This is a genomic window from Microbacterium neungamense, assembly GCF_024971095.1.
Classification (GTDB): Bacteria; Actinomycetota; Actinomycetes; order Actinomycetales; family Microbacteriaceae; genus Microbacterium; species Microbacterium neungamense.
This window is the reverse complement of the sequence record NZ_CP069717.1, coordinates 852,022-866,481: the sequence shown is the minus strand read 5'-3', so window position 1 is coordinate 866,481 and position 14,460 is coordinate 852,022. Positions and strand designations below refer to the sequence as shown.

Genomic DNA, 14,460 nt, shown 5'->3' with positions numbered 1-14,460 from the left:
GGGGCGCGGCGCCCGATGTGACACGATGGGAGAGCACGAGGAGGGAGTGCACGTGAGCGGTCAGACCTGGACCCCCGCCCCGAAGAAGGGCGCCATCCCCCTGCATCCGATGACCTTCGGGATGCTGCTCGGGAAGGCGTTCGCCGCTCTGCGCCACAACCCCAAGGTGCTGTTCGGCTTCGCGGTCACGCTGCAGCTGGGCGTCACGATCGCCGTGGTCGCGGTGATGGCCACCGTGATGCTGATCACCTTCTCCCGGCTGGAGACGGTGCCGCCGGGGTCCCCCGACTACCCGACGATCCTCGCCGGGACGGTGGCGATCAACGCCGTGGTCGGCGTCCTGGTGGCGCTCGCGACGGTCGCCTTCACCGCGATCGTGCAGGGCATCGTCGCCGCCGACGTCTCGTACGCCGCCCTCGGCCGCAAGGCGGGGCTGCGGATGCTGTGGGCGCGCATGCGTCCGTCGTTCTGGCGGCTGTTCGGCTTCGCCGTGCTGCAGATGCTCGCCGTGATCGCGGTCGTCGCCGTCGTGCTGCTGATCATCCTCGCCCTGGTCGCGGGGGCGAGCGCCGGCGGCGGGGAGGCGCTGATCGGCATCGCCGTGCTCGTGGGCATCGTGTCGGTGCTCGGCGGCGTCGTGCTGTTCGTCTGGATCGGCACGAAGATCCTGCTGGTGCCCTCCGCGCTCGTGCTGGAGCGCGCCACGGTGCGCGGCGGCCTGGTGCGGTCGTGGCGGCTGACCCGCGGCCGGTTCTGGGTGGCGTTCGGGGTGATGTTCCTGATCGGCGCGATCATGGGCCTGGCGGCGCAGGTGGTGAGCATCCCGGGGTCGATCCTCAGCATGGTGCTCACCGGCGTGTTCGCGCCCACCGGGGCGAGCGAGCCGACCGCCGTGATCGGGCTGATCATGCTGACGATCCTGCCGCAGGTGCTCGTGCTGGCGCTGCAGGCCGTCGCCCTGGTGGTGCAGGCCACCGGCGCGACGCTGGTGTACCTGGACAGCCGGATGCGGTACGAGGGGCTGGACCAGGCGCTGATCGCGTACACCGAGAGGTCCGCCCTCGGCGCGTCCGAGGAGCAGCTCGGAGACCCGTACGCGGTGGATCCCGCCCGCGCGGTGACCGCCGGTCCCCCGCCCGCGTCGCCGCCGGCGCCGTCGTACCCGGGACCGTACCCCGCGCCGGACGCCGCGCCGTATCCCGGGCAGCCGTATCCCGGGCAGCCGTACGGAGCGCAGCCGTACGGAGCGCAGCCGTATCCCGGGCAGCCGTACGGAGCGCAGCCGCCGGCCCCGCCTCCCCCCGCGGCGCGGCCGATCCCGCCGGCATCCGACAGCCCGTGGGCGCCTCCGGGCGGATCCGCGTGATCCTGAGGGCGGACGTCTTCGTCCCGGACGGGGACGAAGCGCGGCGCTGGGCCGAGGAGGAGCTGTCGCGCCAGGAGTATCAGGCGGCGAAGCCGACCTGGTTCGACAGCCTCGCCCGCGACATCGTGGAGGGCATCGCCGACCTGTTCTCCACCGAGGGCGCCGGGAACGCGGCCCCGTTCGCCACCGCCCTCATCGTGGCGGTCGTCGTGGCGGCGATCATCGTCGCCCTGATCGTGTGGGGCCGTCCCCGCTCCCCGCGGGCGATCCGCCGACGCGACGAGCTGCTCGGAGCGCGCGACGACCGCACCGCCGCGCAGCTGCGCGCCGAGGCCGAGCGCCGCGCCCGCGACGGCGACTGGGACGGCGCCGTCGTGCTGCGCTTCCGTGCTCTGGCCCGCGGTCTCATCGAACGCGACCTCATCGATCCCGCGCCCGGGGCCACCGCGCAGGCGATCGCGCGCGAGGGCGGCGTGCCGTTCCCCGCGCACGCCGAACGGCTGCACGAGGCCGCCGTCGCCTTCGACCGGGTCCGCTATCTGCGTACGGCCGCAGGCGAGCACGACTACCGGCTCGTGGCGGACACGGATGCCGCGGTCACCGCCGCCGCCCCCGCCATCCCGGTTCCGGCGGCGGACACCCGCGGAGTGCCGGCATGAGCCCGTCCGCCCCCGCCGCACGGGCCGGGTCGCCGGATGCCGCGGCATCCGCCTCCGGGGACCTCGCCGGCGTCACGGGTACCGCCGCCCCGGATGCCGGCTCTGCCGCATCCGTCCCCGCGATCGCCGCCTCGACGGCCGTCGGACCGCCGCGCGGACGCGGGCGCCGGCTCCTCGGCTGGCTGTTCGTGCTCCTGCTGCTGCTGGGCGTGGCGCTCGTCTCGTTGCGGTTCACCGCGACCGCGCCGACCATCGGCGGCATGCTGAACCCCGACGGGCGCAACCCGCAGGGGGCCCGCGCGCTGGCCGAGATCCTCCGCCAGCAGGACATCGAGGTCACCGTGGCGCGCACCCGCGCGGAGGTGCGCGACGCCCTGCGCCCGGACTCGACCCTCGCCATGACCGATCCCTACCCGCTCAGCGACGAGGCCGTGCAGGAGCTGATCCAGCCCGCCGACCGGGTGGTCTTCCTGTCCACGAGCGCGCGCCTGCTGGAGCTCACCGGCCTCGGCGAGGACGCCTTCGGCGCCCCGCAGACCGTGGATGCCGGATGCGACCTGGCGGAGTTCGCGCGGGTCGGCGAGATCGCCCCGGACCGGATGTTCCGCCCCGCTCCCGGCGTCGCCGGCTGCTTCGCGGATGCAGACGGCGACGCCGCCGTGCTCGTCGCCGACGATCCGCGCATCGCCGTCGTGGAGGGGCGCCGGCTGTTCGACAACGAGCACCTCGCCGAGAACGGCAACGCCGCCCTCGGCCTCGCCCTGCTCGGGCAGACCGGACACGTCGTCTGGTACGTGCCCTCGTTCGAGGACTCCGACCGCGTCGGCGACCCGGAGGAGACGCTGGGATCGCTCACGCCCGAATGGGTGACCCCGGCGATCGTCCTGCTCGCCCTGGCCGCGCTGGCCGCGATCGCCTGGCGGGGACGCCGGTTCGGCCCACTGGTCACGGAGTCGCTGCCGGTCACGGTCCGCGCCTCCGAGACCATGCACGGCCGCGCGCGGCTCACCGCCAGGGCCGGGGATGCCGCGCACGCCGCCGAGGCGATCCGCACCGGGACGGTGCTGCGTCTCGGCCGGCGCCTGGGCCTCAGCGCCCGGGCATCCGCCGTGGAGGTCGCGGATGCCGCATCCGACCGCCTGCGCGTACCGCGCGGCTCCCTGCACCAGCTGCTCGCCGGTCCTCCGCCGGCGGGCGACGCCGATCTCGTCGACCTGGCCCGCAAGCTCGCCGAGCTCGAGGCGGCCGTCGACGCCGCCGTCCACACCGAAAGGAACGTGCCGTGACCGACGCGAACCAGCCTTCCGCCGCTCCCCCGGCCGGCGCTCCGGCGCCGCCGCCCGCACCGCCCGCCCCGGGTCCGGCATCCGCACCGCCGGCGGCTGCCCCGGCATCCGCGGCCCCCGCCTCCTCGGCGGCATCGGCACCCTCCGACGACGCGCTGCGTCAGGCGATGCACCGCGTGCGCGCGGAGGTGGACAAGGCGGTGATCGGGCAGGCGGGCACCGTGACCGGCCTGCTGGTGGCGCTCCTCGCCCGCGGCCACGTGCTGCTGGAGGGCGTGCCCGGCGTCGCGAAGACCCTCGTGGTGCGCTCGTTCGCCCGGGCCCTCGGCCTGGACACCAAGCGCGTGCAGTTTACCCCCGACCTGATGCCGGGCGACGTCACCGGGTCGCTCGTCTACGACGCGCGGACCGGCGAGTTCGAGTTCCGGCCGGGACCGGTGTTCACCAGCATCCTGCTCGCCGACGAGATCAACCGCACGCCCCCGAAGACGCAGGCCGCGCTGCTGGAGGCGATGGAGGAGCGCCAGGTCTCCGCCGACGGCACCAGCCGTCCCCTGCCGGACCCGTTCCTCGTCGCCGCGACGCAGAACCCGGTCGAGCACGAGGGCACGTACACGCTGCCGGAGGCGCAGCTGGACCGCTTCCTGATGAAGCTCGTCGTCGCGATGCCGGAACGGGACGCCGAGGTCGGCGTGCTACGCCTGCACGCCGGCGGCTTCTCGCCCCGTGCCCTGAGCGGGATCGCGTCCGTGGTCACCGCCGAGGAGATCCGCGCCGCGCAGGACGCCGCCGGGCGCGTGCAGGTCACCGACGACGTGCTCGGCTACATCGTCGACCTCGCCCGCGCCACACGGCAGTCGCCGTCGGTGGAGCTGGGCGCGAGCCCGCGTGCGGCCACCGCCCTGCTCGCCGCCGCGAAGGCCTGGGCGTGGCTGAACGCCTCCTCCGCCGTGACGCCGGATCACGTGCAGACCATGCTCATGCCGGTGTGGCGGCACCGCATCCAGCTCCGTCCGGATGCCGAGATGGAGGGCGTGTCACCGGATGCGGTGCTGCACGCGGTCGTCCAGCAGACGCGGGTGCCGATCTAGGTGTTCGTCACCGGCCTGCTCCCGCTGCTCCTCGCGCTCGGCGTCGTCCCGGTCGTGCTGCTGAGCGCGGCCGGCGTGCCCGCGTGGGCGGTGCTCGGCGTGTGGGTGCTGCTGTGTGCAGCGCTGACGGCGGCGGATGCGGCGCTGGCCGCCTCGCCGAGGGCGCTCGTGGTGACCCGGCGGGTGCCGAACCGGGCGCGGCTGGGCGAGCCGGTGTCGGTGAGCGTGGCGGTGCAGAACACGGGGCGGCGGATGCTGCGCGGTCTGCTCCGGGACGCGTGGCAGCCGACCGCCGGCGCACCGGAGCGGCGGACGCCGATCACGGTGCCGCCCGGGGAGCGCCGGCGGGTGGAGGTCCCGCTGCTGCCGCGGCGGCGCGGGGAGCTGGAGAGCCCGTTCGTGGTGGTCCGCTCGCGCGGCCCCCTCGGCATCGCCGGCCGGCAGGCCCGGCACGATGTGCGGGGCGCGCTGCGGGTGCTGCCGGCGTTCACCTCCCGCAAGCACCTGCCCTCGCGGCTGGCGCGGCTGCGCGAGCTGGACGGCAACACGTCGATCCAGGTGCGCGGTCAGGGCACCGAGTTCGACTCGCTGCGCGAATACGTCCGCGGCGACGATGTGCGCTCGATCGACTGGCGCGCCACGGCGCGCGCCGGCACCACCATGCTGCGCACCTGGCGTCCGGAGCGCGACCGGCACGTGGTGATCCTGATCGACACCGGCCGCACCGCCGCGGCCCGGGTCGGCGACGGCACCCGGCTGGATGCCTCGCTCGAGGCGGCCCTGCTGCTGTCCGCCCTCGCCGCGCGCGCCGGCGACCACGTGCATCTGCTGCTGTACGACCGGGTCGCCCGCGGCCGGGTCACCGGCGTGGACGGCGCCGGCCTGCTCCCGGCGATCACGGACGCGATGGCGCCGGTGCACGCGCGGCTGGTGGACACCGACTGGCACGGCGCGTTCGCCGCGATCCGGACGCTGACCACGCGCCCGTCGCTGATCGTGGTGCTCACGGCGCAAGACGCCGCGGAGTCCGCACGCGGTTTCCTCGGCGCCTTCCCCCGGGCGTCGCGGGCGACCACGGTGCTGGTCGGCTCGGTGACCGACGACGCGATCGGCGAACTGGCGCGGCGGCGCGACTCCCGCGAGGCGGTGTACCTCGCGGCCGCGGCGGAGCGGACGCTGCGCGACGCCGAGAACGTCGCCGACGCGATCCGCCGGGCCGGCGGGGAGGCGATCGCCGCCGACCCCGAGACCCTGCCGCCCCGGATCGCCGACCGCTACCTCGAGCTCAAGGCCGCCGGCCTGCTCTGAGCGCCGCCCCGCGGCATCCGCCCGGCCCCGCCCGCGGCATCCGCTCCGCGGCATCCGCTGCGCCTCGCGACGGACGGATGCCCGACGACGGACGCCCGTGGCGGATGCCGGATGCCCGAGGCACCGCGCCCGGAGACGCGGGACGGCCCCCGCCTGAGGCGAGGGCCGTCCCGGTGAGCGCAGATCAGCGCAGGTCGAAGCGGTCCAGCTCGGTGACCTTGCCCCACGCGGCGACGAAGTCGCGCACGAACTTCTCCTTCGCGTCGTCGGAGGCGTACACCTCGGCCAGCGCGCGCAGCTCGGAGTTCGAGCCGAACACGAGGTCGACGCGGGTGCCGCGGCCGACGACCTCGCCGGAGCCGTCCTTGCGGCCCTCGAAGGCGTGCGAGCCGGGGTCGAGCGGCTTCCAGGTCGTGCCGAGGTCGAGCAGGTTCACGAAGAAGTCGTTCGTGAGCACGCCCGGACGGTCGGTGAACACGCCGTAGGCGGAGCCGTCCCAGTTCGCGCCGAGGACGCGCAGCCCGCCGACGAGGACGGTCATCTCCGGCGCGGTCAGCGTCAGCAGGTTCGCCTTGTCGAGCAGCAGGTGCTCGGCGGGGATGCGCGCGACGTCCTTCGAGACGTAGTTGCGGAACCCGTCGGCCTGCGGCTCGAGGTAGCTGAACGAGTGCACGTCGGTCTGCTCCGGCGTGGCATCCGTGCGACCAGGGTGGAACGGCACCTCGACGTCGACGCCGGCGACCTTCGCGGCCTTCTCGACCGCGGCGTTGCCGGCGAGGACGATGAGGTCGGCGAGCGAGACGCGCACGTCGTCGGTGCGGGACTCGTTGAAGCGCTGCTGGACGCCCTCGAGCACCTCGAGCACGTGCGCCAGGCGGGCCGGGTTGTTCACCTCCCAGTCCTTCTGCGGGGCGAGGCGGATGCGGGCGCCGTTGACGCCGCCGCGCTTGTCGCTGCCGCGGAAGGTGGACGCCGCCGCCCAGGTCACCGAGACCAGGTCGGACACGCCGAGGCCGGACTCCAGGATCTGCGCCTTCAGCGCCGCGGCGTCCGCGGCGTCGATGAGGGCGTGGTCGACCGCCGGCACCGGGTCCTGCCAGACCAGCTCCTCGGCCGGGACCTCCGGGCCGAGGTAGCGGGCGCGCGGACCCATGTCACGGTGCGTGAGCTTGAACCAGGCGCGGGCGAACGCGTCGGCGAAGGCCTCCGGGTCGTCCTTGAAGCGGCGCGAGATCTTGCCGTACTCCGGGTCGAAGCGCAGCGCCAGGTCGGTGGTGAGCATGCGCGGCTCGCGGCGGCCGGCGGAGTGCGCCATCGGCACCATGTCGGCGCCGGCGCCGTTCACCGGACGCCACTGCTTGGCGCCGGCCGGGCTCTCGAACAGCTCCCAGTCGTACGCGTACAGGATGTGGAAGAACTCGTTGTCCCAGCGGGTCGGGTGGTAGGTCCAGGTGACCTCGAGGCCCGAGGTGATCTGGTCGTCGCCCTTGCCGGTGCCGAAGTTGTTCTTCCAGCCCAGGCCCTGCATCTCCAGGCCCGCCGCCTCGGGGTTGGCCTCGAGGTGCTCGTCGGATGCCGCGCCGTGGGTCTTGCCGAAGGTGTGGCCGCCGGCGATCAGGGCGACGGTCTCCTCGTCGTTCATCGCCATCCGCCCGAAGGTCTCGCGGATGTCGCGGGCCGCGGCGATCGGGTCGGGGTTGCCGTTCGGGCCCTCCGGGTTGACGTAGATGAGACCCATCTGCACCGCCGCCAGCGGCTTCTCGAGCTCGCGGTCGCCGGAGTAGCGCTCGTCGCCGAGCCAGGTGGTCTCCGGACCCCAGTACACGTCGTCGTCCGGCTCCCATGCGTCCACGCGGCCGCCGGCGAAGCCGAAGGTCTTGAAGCCCATCGACTCGAGCGCGACGTTGCCGGCCAGGATCATCAGGTCGGCCCACGACAGCGACTGACCGTACTTCTTCTTGATCGGCCACAGGATGCGGCGCGCCTTGTCGAGGCCGACGTTGTCGGGCCAGCTGTTCAGCGGCGCGAAGCGCTGCTGGCCGGTCCCGCCGCCGCCGCGGCCGTCGGTGACGCGGTAGGTGCCGGCGCTGTGCCAGGCCATCCGGACGATGAGCGGGCCGTAGTGGCCGAAGTCGGCGGGCCACCAGTCCTGCGAGGTGGTGATGACCTCCTCGATGTCCTTCTTCACGGCGTCCAGGTCCAGCGCCTCGAAGGCAGCCTTGTAGTCGAAGCCCGGGTCCAGCGGGTTCCGCTCGGCGGTGTTCTTGGCGAGGATCTTCAGGTTCAGCTGCTCGGGCCACCACACGCGGTTGGCCGAACCCATGGTCGGGTGCGGCTGGGCGTGGATGACCGGGCAGGCGCCCGCGTCGTCCGCCTCGACCGGCTCCTCGGTCACCGTCTTGGACTGGTCGATTCCGGAGGCGTCGTCACCGATACCTGGGATCTGAACGTCGGTCATGGATGTCCTTCCGTTCATGGGTGGGGTCTCTGGGGTGGGGTCGTCAGGCCGCGTCGGAGGCGCACCGGGCGCACAGGCCCCAGTACGTGACCTCCGCGACGGCGACCCGATAGCCGCGCGCGTCACCGGGCAGCAGACAGGGCGCGTGCCCCACCGCGCAGTCCACGTCCTCGATGGCGCCGCACTGCGTGCACACGAGGTGGTGGTGGTTGTCATCGACGCGCAGCTCGAACATCATCGGATGCCCGGCCGGCTCGATCCGGCGCACCAGCCCCGCGGCGGCGAAGTCGCCGAGGGCGTTGTACACCGACTGCAGGCTGGTCGGCGACGACAGGGCCGCGTGCACATCCTCGGCCGTGGCGTGCGGATGCGCGGCCAGGGCCTCATAAACGGCGCGGCGCGACTCGGTGATGCGCAGCCCTGCACCGCGGATCGCCTCGTCGGCGGAGCGGAGTGCGGGGGCGGTCATGTCCCCCATCTTCGCACTTCTTTTGAACTCTTCAAAACAACGGCGTGTCGTGGCGCGTCGTGGCGCGTCGTGGTCCGCGGGCGGGCCGGACCGCTCGGCGTGCCGCGTGCGCGTCGGGCATCCGGCGCGGGATCATGTGGAGCAGCAGCCGGCGTCCCACCCGACGTCCCGCCGGCGTCTCCCGAAGGACAGGCCCATGAGCGACTCCCCCACCAGCACCAGCACCGCGGTCTCCACCCCGACGCTGGGCGCCCGGCTCGCGGCGGAGGGGTTCGGCGCCCTCCTCCTCGTGTTCGGCGGCGTGGGCACCGCCCTGTTCGCCTCCAGCCGCTTCACCGAGCCCGGCTCGACGGCGACCGTGTACCTGGCCGTCGCTGTCGCGTTCGGGCTGGCGCTGATCGTGGGCCTGTACGCGTTCGGGCCGGTCTCGGGCGGCCACTTCAACCCGGCAGTGACCCTGGGGATGGCCGCGGCCGGCCGCTTCCCGTGGCGCGACGTCGGCCCGTACGCGGTCGCGCAACTGGTGGGCAGCGTGGTCGGGACCACCCTGCTGGTGCTGGTCGGGATGTTCGGTCCGGAGACGTGGCTCGCCGCCGCCCAGGACGCCGGGTTCGCCAGCAACGGCTGGGACGCGCAGTCGCCCGGCGGGTTCGGGATGCTCGCGGCGGTGGTGATCGAGCTGATCCTCACCGGCCTGCTCCTCTTCGTGGTGCTCGGCACCACGCATCCGGAGCGGTCCACCCGCTTCGCGGGGCTGGTGATCGGCCTCGCGCTGACGGTGATCCACCTGGTCGCGATCCCGGTCGACGGCGCCTCGGTCAACCCGGCGCGCTCGATCGCCACCGCGATCTACGGCGGCATGGGCCCGCTGTCGCAGCTGTGGGTGTTCCTGGTGTTCCCGGTGGTCGGCGCGATGCTCGCCGGGTACGCCTACCGGGCGCTGTTCGACGGCCGCTCCCCCACCGGGCGCTGACCGCGATCCCTGCCTGGCCGAGAAGGTCGGCCCGGCACGGAGTCAGCCCGCCACGAGGGTGGGCGTGCCCGCCTCGTACTCGACGAGGTCGCCGCTCTCGCCCCGGCGCACCGCTCGTCGACCGGTCACGAGCATGTAGAACAGGAACGCGCCCAGGGCCGCCGCACCGATGACGAGCTTGACCGGCGAGGGCAGCGCCGAGCCGGTGACGAAGCCCTCGACCAGGCCGGACAGCCCGAGCGCGAACACCAGCCCTATCGCGACGGTGGCCAGCGCCCGCCCCTCTGCGGCCAGCGCCGCCCCGCGGGTGCGCGGGCCGGGCGCGACCCACGCCCAGAACACGTGCAGCCCGGCGGCGGCCGCCACGAACAGGCAGGTCAGCTCGAGCATCCCGTGCGGGAGGATGTGCAGCAGCATCACGTCGAGGTAGCCGTAGGAGGCCATCACGGCGGTCGCGACGCCGATGCCGATGGCGTTCTGCGCCAGCATCCACACCGGCCACACGCCGCTGACGCCGAAGAGCACGCACTGCATCGCCAGCCAGGCGTTGTTGGTCCACACCATCCCGGCGAAGGAGGCGGCGGGCTGGTAGTACTCGACGAAGTCCTCCTCGGCGTACTGCTGGAGCACGTCCGGCGGGCCCAGGGTCGCGACCCGTTCGGGGTCCGCGGCGATCCAGGCGCCGGTGACGGCCCAGATCAGCACGAACGCGAGGGCGATGACGAGCGTGGTCCACCGCACCCGGTAGAGCGCGGCGGGGAGCTGGGATCCGAAGAATCGCGTGGCCTGGGTGAGGATGCTGTCGGAGGCGCCGGTGAGGCGCAGCCGGGCGGCGGCGAGGATCGTGGACAGGTAGGCGCCCTGCGGCGAGTCGCCGACCGAGGTCTTCAGCTCGGCGAGATCGGCGGATGCCGCCCGGTACCGGACGATGAGCTCGTCCACCTGCGCGCCGTTCAGCCGATGCGCCCGGCTCAGAGCGTCCAGCCGCTCCCACTCGGGGCGGCGGGCGTCGCTGAGCGCGTCGGCATCCACCTGATTTACTGTACTCATGTCCACGCCGATCGCCGACGAGCAGGAGATCCTGTCCGGCGAGGCCGTCGCGATCGATGTGCAGCCGGTCGGCTTCCTGCTGCGCGCGGCGGGGGCGCTGGTGGACATGATCCTGGCGTTCCTGGTGTTCCTCGCGTTCGTGATGCTGCAGCTGTGGCTCGGCGATCTCGGGCTGCTCGGGGAGCACGGCTTCCGGATCTTCACCGTCGCGGCGATCGTGATCAGCTTCCTGGTGCTGCCGGTCACCGTGGAGGTGGCGACGCGGGGGCGCAGTCTCGGCAAGCTCATCGTGGGCGGCCGGATCGTGCGCGTGGACGGCGGGGCGATCACGTTCCGGCACAGCTTCATCCGCGGGCTTCTGGGCGTGCTCGAGATCTATTTCACCTTCGGCGGCCTGGCCGTCATCACCGGCGCGCTCACCCCGAGGTCGCAGCGCCTGGGCGATCTTGTCGCCGGCACCTACGTGCAGCGGGTGCGCACGCCGCGCCTCGTGCCGCACGCCCCCGTGCTCTCCCCGGCGCTGTACGACTGGGCCGGGATCGCGGACGTCGCCCGGCTCCCGGACCGGCTCGCGCGGCGCGTGTCGCAGTTCCTCGCGAACGCGGAGCGGATGACGCCGACCGCCCGCGACCGGGTCGCGCGCGAGCTGGCCGTCGAGGTCGCCCCGTTCGTCGCCCCGCTACCCTCGGCGCCCCCGGAGCAGCTGCTGAACGCCGTGGCGGCGCTGCGCCGTGAGCGCGAGGCGCGCGCCCTGGCGATCGCAGACGAGCGTGCCGAGCGGCTCACCGGCCGCCGCATCCGGGTCTGACCCGGCATCCGCGTCAGAACCGGATCGCGTCGATCACCTTCACCCGCAGCGCGACCAGGGCCGGGACGAGACCGGCGAGCGCCCCCACCACGACCGCGGCGAGCAGCCCGGTCAGCGCCGCCCGCATCGGGAACGGCGGGACGTCCACGAGGGCGGGGAACATCATCCCGGTGACCCAGCCCGAGCGCAGCACCGCGACGACGAGCGCGATCCCGACGACGCCGGCGACCGTGGTGGCCACCAGGCTCTCCAGGAACACCGTGGTGAACACGCGTCCGGCGGTGGCGCCGAACGCCCGGCGCACGCCGATCTCCCGCACGCGCTGGCGCATCGCGACGAGCTGGATGTTGATCAGGCTGAGCGCGCCGAGCGCGAGGATGAGCGCGGCGACCCCCGCCATGATCGTCTCCGCCATCTGCACGGAGTCGAGCATCCCCGGCTGCGCGGCCCAGTCGCTGCGCCGCACCTCCACCGCGGTGCCCTCCGGCAGCCCGGCGCGCAGGTCCATCGCCAGCACCGGTCCGATCGCCCCGGCCTGCGGCGTCGGCACCCAGATGTCGTAGCGGGTCGTCGTGCCCTCCGGCAGCGCGTCCACGCGGAGCCGGTAGGCGTCGTAGAGCAGATCCACGCTCGGCTGCTCGTCGAACGGGTTCTGCCGCGGGCGCACGCCGACCACCTGGTACGTGCCGCCGCCCTCGCCGCCGATGGTCAGCGTCGGGTGCTGGGACAGCGGCACGCTGCCCAGCCGCTCCCACAGCGGCTCGCTGATGATCGCCGGCGGCGCCATCGCCTCGACGTCCTCGGGGCGGAACTCGCGTCCTTCGAGCAGCTTGTCGCGGTGGATGACGGCGTACCCCGGGTCGATCAGCCGCACCGGCGTGAGCTTGAAGCCCTCGGACGACTGCACCGGCAGCTGCATGCCCTCGGCGATGCGCGCGACGTGGCTGAAGCCGTAGCGCTCGCCCACAGTGAGGAAGTGGGCGTGGAAGGCCTCCAGATCGGGCCCGTGCTCTCCCCCGCCCATCGGGACGACCGCGATCGTCGCCGCGCGCCCTCCCCAGCGGTCGGACTCCTCGAGCATCGCCTGACGCTGGTACTCGGTGATCGCCACGACTGCGGTCAGCGCCGCCACCGACACCGCGATGCCGATCAGGCTCAGCAGCACCCGCATCTTGTGCACGCGGATCTCGGCCCAGGCGTCCGCGAGCGCGCCGAGCACGCCCGTCATGCGATCAGCTCCCCGTCGGCGGAGGGGACGGATGCCGCAAGCGGCGTGTGCTGCAGCGTCGAGGCCTCGAACGCGCGGCGCAGGTCGGCGGGCGCCAGGACGCCGGCGTCCAGCCGGTAGTGCCGCCGCGCCCGTGCCGCGACGTGGAGATCGTGGGTGATGGTGACCAGGGCCGCGTCGGTCTCGGTGGCGACCTCGTCCAGCAGCGCCATCACGGTCGCGCCGGTGTCGATGTCCAGTGCGCCGGTGGGCTCGTCGGCGAGGATGAGCACGGGACGGCGGACCAGGGCACGCGCGATCGCGACGCGCTGCTGCTCGCCGCCGGAGAGTCGGTCGGCGATCTGGTCGACACGGTGGCCCAGTCCGACCCGTTCCAGCATGTCGGCGGCGATCCGGCGGCGGTTCCAGAACAGCCGGCCTCGGGCGTGGCCCAGCGGCATCATGACGTTATCCAGGGCGGTGCGTCCAGGCAGCAGGTTGAACTGCTGGAACACGAAGCCCACGTTGGCGCCGCGCAGCCGGTCGAGCCGGCCCGCCCGCATCCGCCGCACCTCGCGGCCCTCGAAGGAGACGCTGCCGGTGGTCGGTGCGTCCAGCATGCCGAGGATGTTCAGCAGCGTGGACTTGCCGGAGCCGGAGCGGCCCACGATCGACACGTGGTCGCCGGCGGCGACCTGCAGCGACACGCCGCGGAGGATCTCGAGCAGGCTGTCGTCGGGGAGCCGGACGCTCTTGGTGACGTCCTCGAGTGCGACGAGGGTCACCAGCTGGTCCCGCTCTCGCAGAACTCGCCGCCCGCACCGTCCGGGTAGCACATCTCCTCGACCGGCGCGGCGAAGCCGGGCACGTACTGGCGGATGCTGTCGCCCTCCGCCAGCCCCTCGACGACCTCCACCTGCCGACCGTCGTTGATGCCGAGCCGCACCGCGCGCTCCTCGGGTTCGGAGCCGTCGCCGGCGTCGACCCACACGGTGCCGGTGCCGGCGCCGCCCTTGACCGCGGTCACCGGGATCACCAGCGCGTCGTCCACCTTGCCGAGAGCGAGGTCGAGGGTCGCCGGGAGTCCGGCGAACACGGTCTGTTCGGCGGGTACGGCGCAGCGCACGCTGGCGGTGCCGTCCTCGGCGATCTGCACGCGGACGCCGGTACAGGCGAACGGGGCGGGCCCGCCGGCGATCGTGACGGTGGCTTCGCCGGGGGCGTGCACCAGCCGGTACAGCTGTTCCGGCTCGACCGTGGCGAGCACGTGATGCCGGGCGGGCGCGAGACGGTACAGGTCGGCGCCGATCGTGAGGGTCTGCCCCTTCACGACAGCGAGCTCGCTGACCTCTCCGGCCTCCGGGGCGACGATGTCGAGGGTCCGCTTCTTCGGATGCTCCTGGCTGACCGTGAACAGCACCTGGCCGGCGGCGACCGTCGCCCCCTCGCCGACGTGCACGGCGGTGACGGTGCCGTCGATCTCGCTGCGGACGGGGTAGGTCTCGTCGCGGGCGATGCTGCCCTGCAGGCTCAGCTCGTTGACGATCGACCCACGGGCGACCGGGATGACCGGATCGGTGACGGCGCCGGCCGGAGCGGGCGCGGCGGCCTCGACCGCGCCCGGGAAGAAGGCGATCTTCACCAGCGCGGCGGCGCAGGCTCCGAGGACGATGAGCAGGATGACCGGGAGCACGACCCGACGCCAGACCAGCATGGCTGCCTTTCCGGGCGGCACCCCCCTGGGCCTCCCGGGGTCAGCCTATCCGCACGCCCCGCTGCGGCATC

The 14,460-nt window shown here is 73.6% G+C and carries 13 protein-coding genes; 7 read left to right on the top strand and 6 right to left on the bottom strand.

Going from position 1 to position 14,460, the window contains the following annotated elements:
• The first annotated feature begins 52 nt into the window (after positions 1-52).
• The 5 genes from JSY13_RS04065 to JSY13_RS04045 all read left to right on the top strand — a co-directional run bounded on the left by JSY13_RS04065 (position 53) and on the right by JSY13_RS04045 (position 5,710).
• Positions 53-1,366: a hypothetical protein gene (locus JSY13_RS04065; protein WP_259607759.1), complete on the top strand. Its 1,314-nt coding sequence runs from the start codon at positions 53-55 to the stop codon at positions 1,364-1,366.
• Complete coding sequence (locus JSY13_RS04060) at positions 1,363-2,025, top strand: DUF4129 domain-containing protein (RefSeq protein WP_259607758.1); 663 nt, start codon at positions 1,363-1,365, stop codon at positions 2,023-2,025. Before JSY13_RS04065 ends, JSY13_RS04060 begins: the two co-directional genes overlap by 4 nt.
• The gene (locus JSY13_RS04055) at positions 2,022-3,311 is read left to right on the top strand and encodes a DUF4350 domain-containing protein (RefSeq protein WP_259607757.1); all 1,290 of its coding nucleotides are present in this window, start codon (positions 2,022-2,024) and stop codon (positions 3,309-3,311) included. Before JSY13_RS04060 ends, JSY13_RS04055 begins: the two co-directional genes overlap by 4 nt.
• A 167-nt stretch (positions 3,312-3,478) precedes the next feature.
• Positions 3,479-4,402, top strand: a complete 924-nt coding sequence (locus JSY13_RS04050) for an AAA family ATPase (RefSeq protein WP_259608123.1) — start codon at positions 3,479-3,481, stop codon at positions 4,400-4,402.
• Positions 4,403-5,710, top strand: a complete 1,308-nt coding sequence (locus JSY13_RS04045) for a DUF58 domain-containing protein (RefSeq protein ID WP_259607756.1) — start codon at positions 4,403-4,405, stop codon at positions 5,708-5,710. It begins immediately after the preceding gene.
• Positions 5,711-5,894: 184 nt separating this feature from the next.
• Here JSY13_RS04045 and katG read toward each other — a convergent pair whose 3' ends face one another.
• Together katG and JSY13_RS04035 are read right to left on the bottom strand one after the other, a co-directional pair.
• Positions 5,895-8,168 carry a catalase/peroxidase HPI gene (gene katG, locus JSY13_RS04040; protein WP_259607755.1) on the bottom strand — a complete coding sequence of 758 codons (2,274 nt, stop codon included), beginning with the start codon at positions 8,166-8,168 and terminating at the stop codon, positions 5,895-5,897.
• Between the two features lie 43 nt (positions 8,169-8,211).
• Positions 8,212-8,646 (bottom strand): Fur family transcriptional regulator, encoded by a 435-nt coding sequence (locus tag JSY13_RS04035; RefSeq protein WP_272653680.1) that lies wholly within the window; start codon positions 8,644-8,646, stop codon positions 8,212-8,214.
• A 187-nt stretch (positions 8,647-8,833) separates the two neighbouring features.
• Here JSY13_RS04035 and JSY13_RS04030 point away from each other — a divergent pair, with 187 nt between their 5' ends.
• Complete coding sequence (locus JSY13_RS04030) at positions 8,834-9,610, top strand: aquaporin (protein WP_259607753.1); 777 nt, start codon at positions 8,834-8,836, stop codon at positions 9,608-9,610.
• A 42-nt stretch (positions 9,611-9,652) separates the two neighbouring features.
• Here JSY13_RS04030 and JSY13_RS04025 read toward each other — a convergent pair whose 3' ends face one another.
• Complete coding sequence (locus JSY13_RS04025; protein ID WP_259608122.1) at positions 9,653-10,642, bottom strand: stage II sporulation protein M; 990 nt, start codon at positions 10,640-10,642, stop codon at positions 9,653-9,655.
• A 16-nt stretch (positions 10,643-10,658) separates the two neighbouring features.
• On the opposite strand from JSY13_RS04025, the gene JSY13_RS04020 reads away from it, so the two are divergent.
• Positions 10,659-11,468, top strand: a complete 810-nt coding sequence (locus JSY13_RS04020) for an RDD family protein (protein WP_259607752.1) — start codon at positions 10,659-10,661, stop codon at positions 11,466-11,468.
• Positions 11,469-11,481: 13 nt separating this feature from the next.
• Here JSY13_RS04020 and JSY13_RS04015 read toward each other — a convergent pair whose 3' ends face one another.
• The 3 genes from JSY13_RS04015 to JSY13_RS04005 are packed head-to-tail and all read right to left on the bottom strand — an operon-like array spanning position 11,482 to position 14,389.
• Positions 11,482-12,696, bottom strand: coding sequence for an ABC transporter permease (locus tag JSY13_RS04015; protein WP_259607751.1), 1,215 nt, complete (start codon positions 12,694-12,696; stop codon positions 11,482-11,484).
• Positions 12,693-13,460, bottom strand: coding sequence for an ABC transporter ATP-binding protein (locus JSY13_RS04010; RefSeq protein ID WP_259607750.1), 768 nt, complete (start codon positions 13,458-13,460; stop codon positions 12,693-12,695). Before JSY13_RS04010 ends, JSY13_RS04015 begins: the two co-directional genes overlap by 4 nt.
• On the bottom strand, positions 13,457-14,389 hold the full coding sequence (locus JSY13_RS04005) for an efflux RND transporter periplasmic adaptor subunit (RefSeq protein WP_259607749.1): 933 nt from the start codon (positions 14,387-14,389) through the stop codon (positions 13,457-13,459). The genes JSY13_RS04010 and JSY13_RS04005 overlap by 4 nt, the downstream gene beginning before the upstream one ends.
• Between the last annotated feature and the right edge of the window lie 71 nt (positions 14,390-14,460).

Bases quoted from the DNA above. Each gene is read 5' to 3' on its own strand.
- JSY13_RS04055 (WP_259607757.1), top strand. From the start codon at position 2,022: ATGAGCCCGTCCGCCCCCGCCGCACGGGCCGGGTCGCCGGATGCCGCG.
- JSY13_RS04050 (WP_259608123.1), top strand. From the start codon at position 3,479: ATGCACCGCGTGCGCGCGGAGGTGGACAAGGCGGTGATCGGGCAGGCG.
- katG (WP_259607755.1), bottom strand. From the start codon at position 8,168: ATGACCGACGTTCAGATCCCAGGTATCGGTGACGACGCCTCCGGAATC.
- JSY13_RS04035 (WP_272653680.1), bottom strand. From the start codon at position 8,646: ATGGGGGACATGACCGCCCCCGCACTCCGCTCCGCCGACGAGGCGATC.
- JSY13_RS04030 (WP_259607753.1), top strand. From the start codon at position 8,834: ATGAGCGACTCCCCCACCAGCACCAGCACCGCGGTCTCCACCCCGACG.
- JSY13_RS04020 (WP_259607752.1), top strand. From the start codon at position 10,659: ATGTCCACGCCGATCGCCGACGAGCAGGAGATCCTGTCCGGCGAGGCC.
- JSY13_RS04015 (WP_259607751.1), bottom strand. From the start codon at position 12,696: ATGACGGGCGTGCTCGGCGCGCTCGCGGACGCCTGGGCCGAGATCCGC.
- JSY13_RS04005 (WP_259607749.1), bottom strand. From the start codon at position 14,389: ATGCTGGTCTGGCGTCGGGTCGTGCTCCCGGTCATCCTGCTCATCGTC.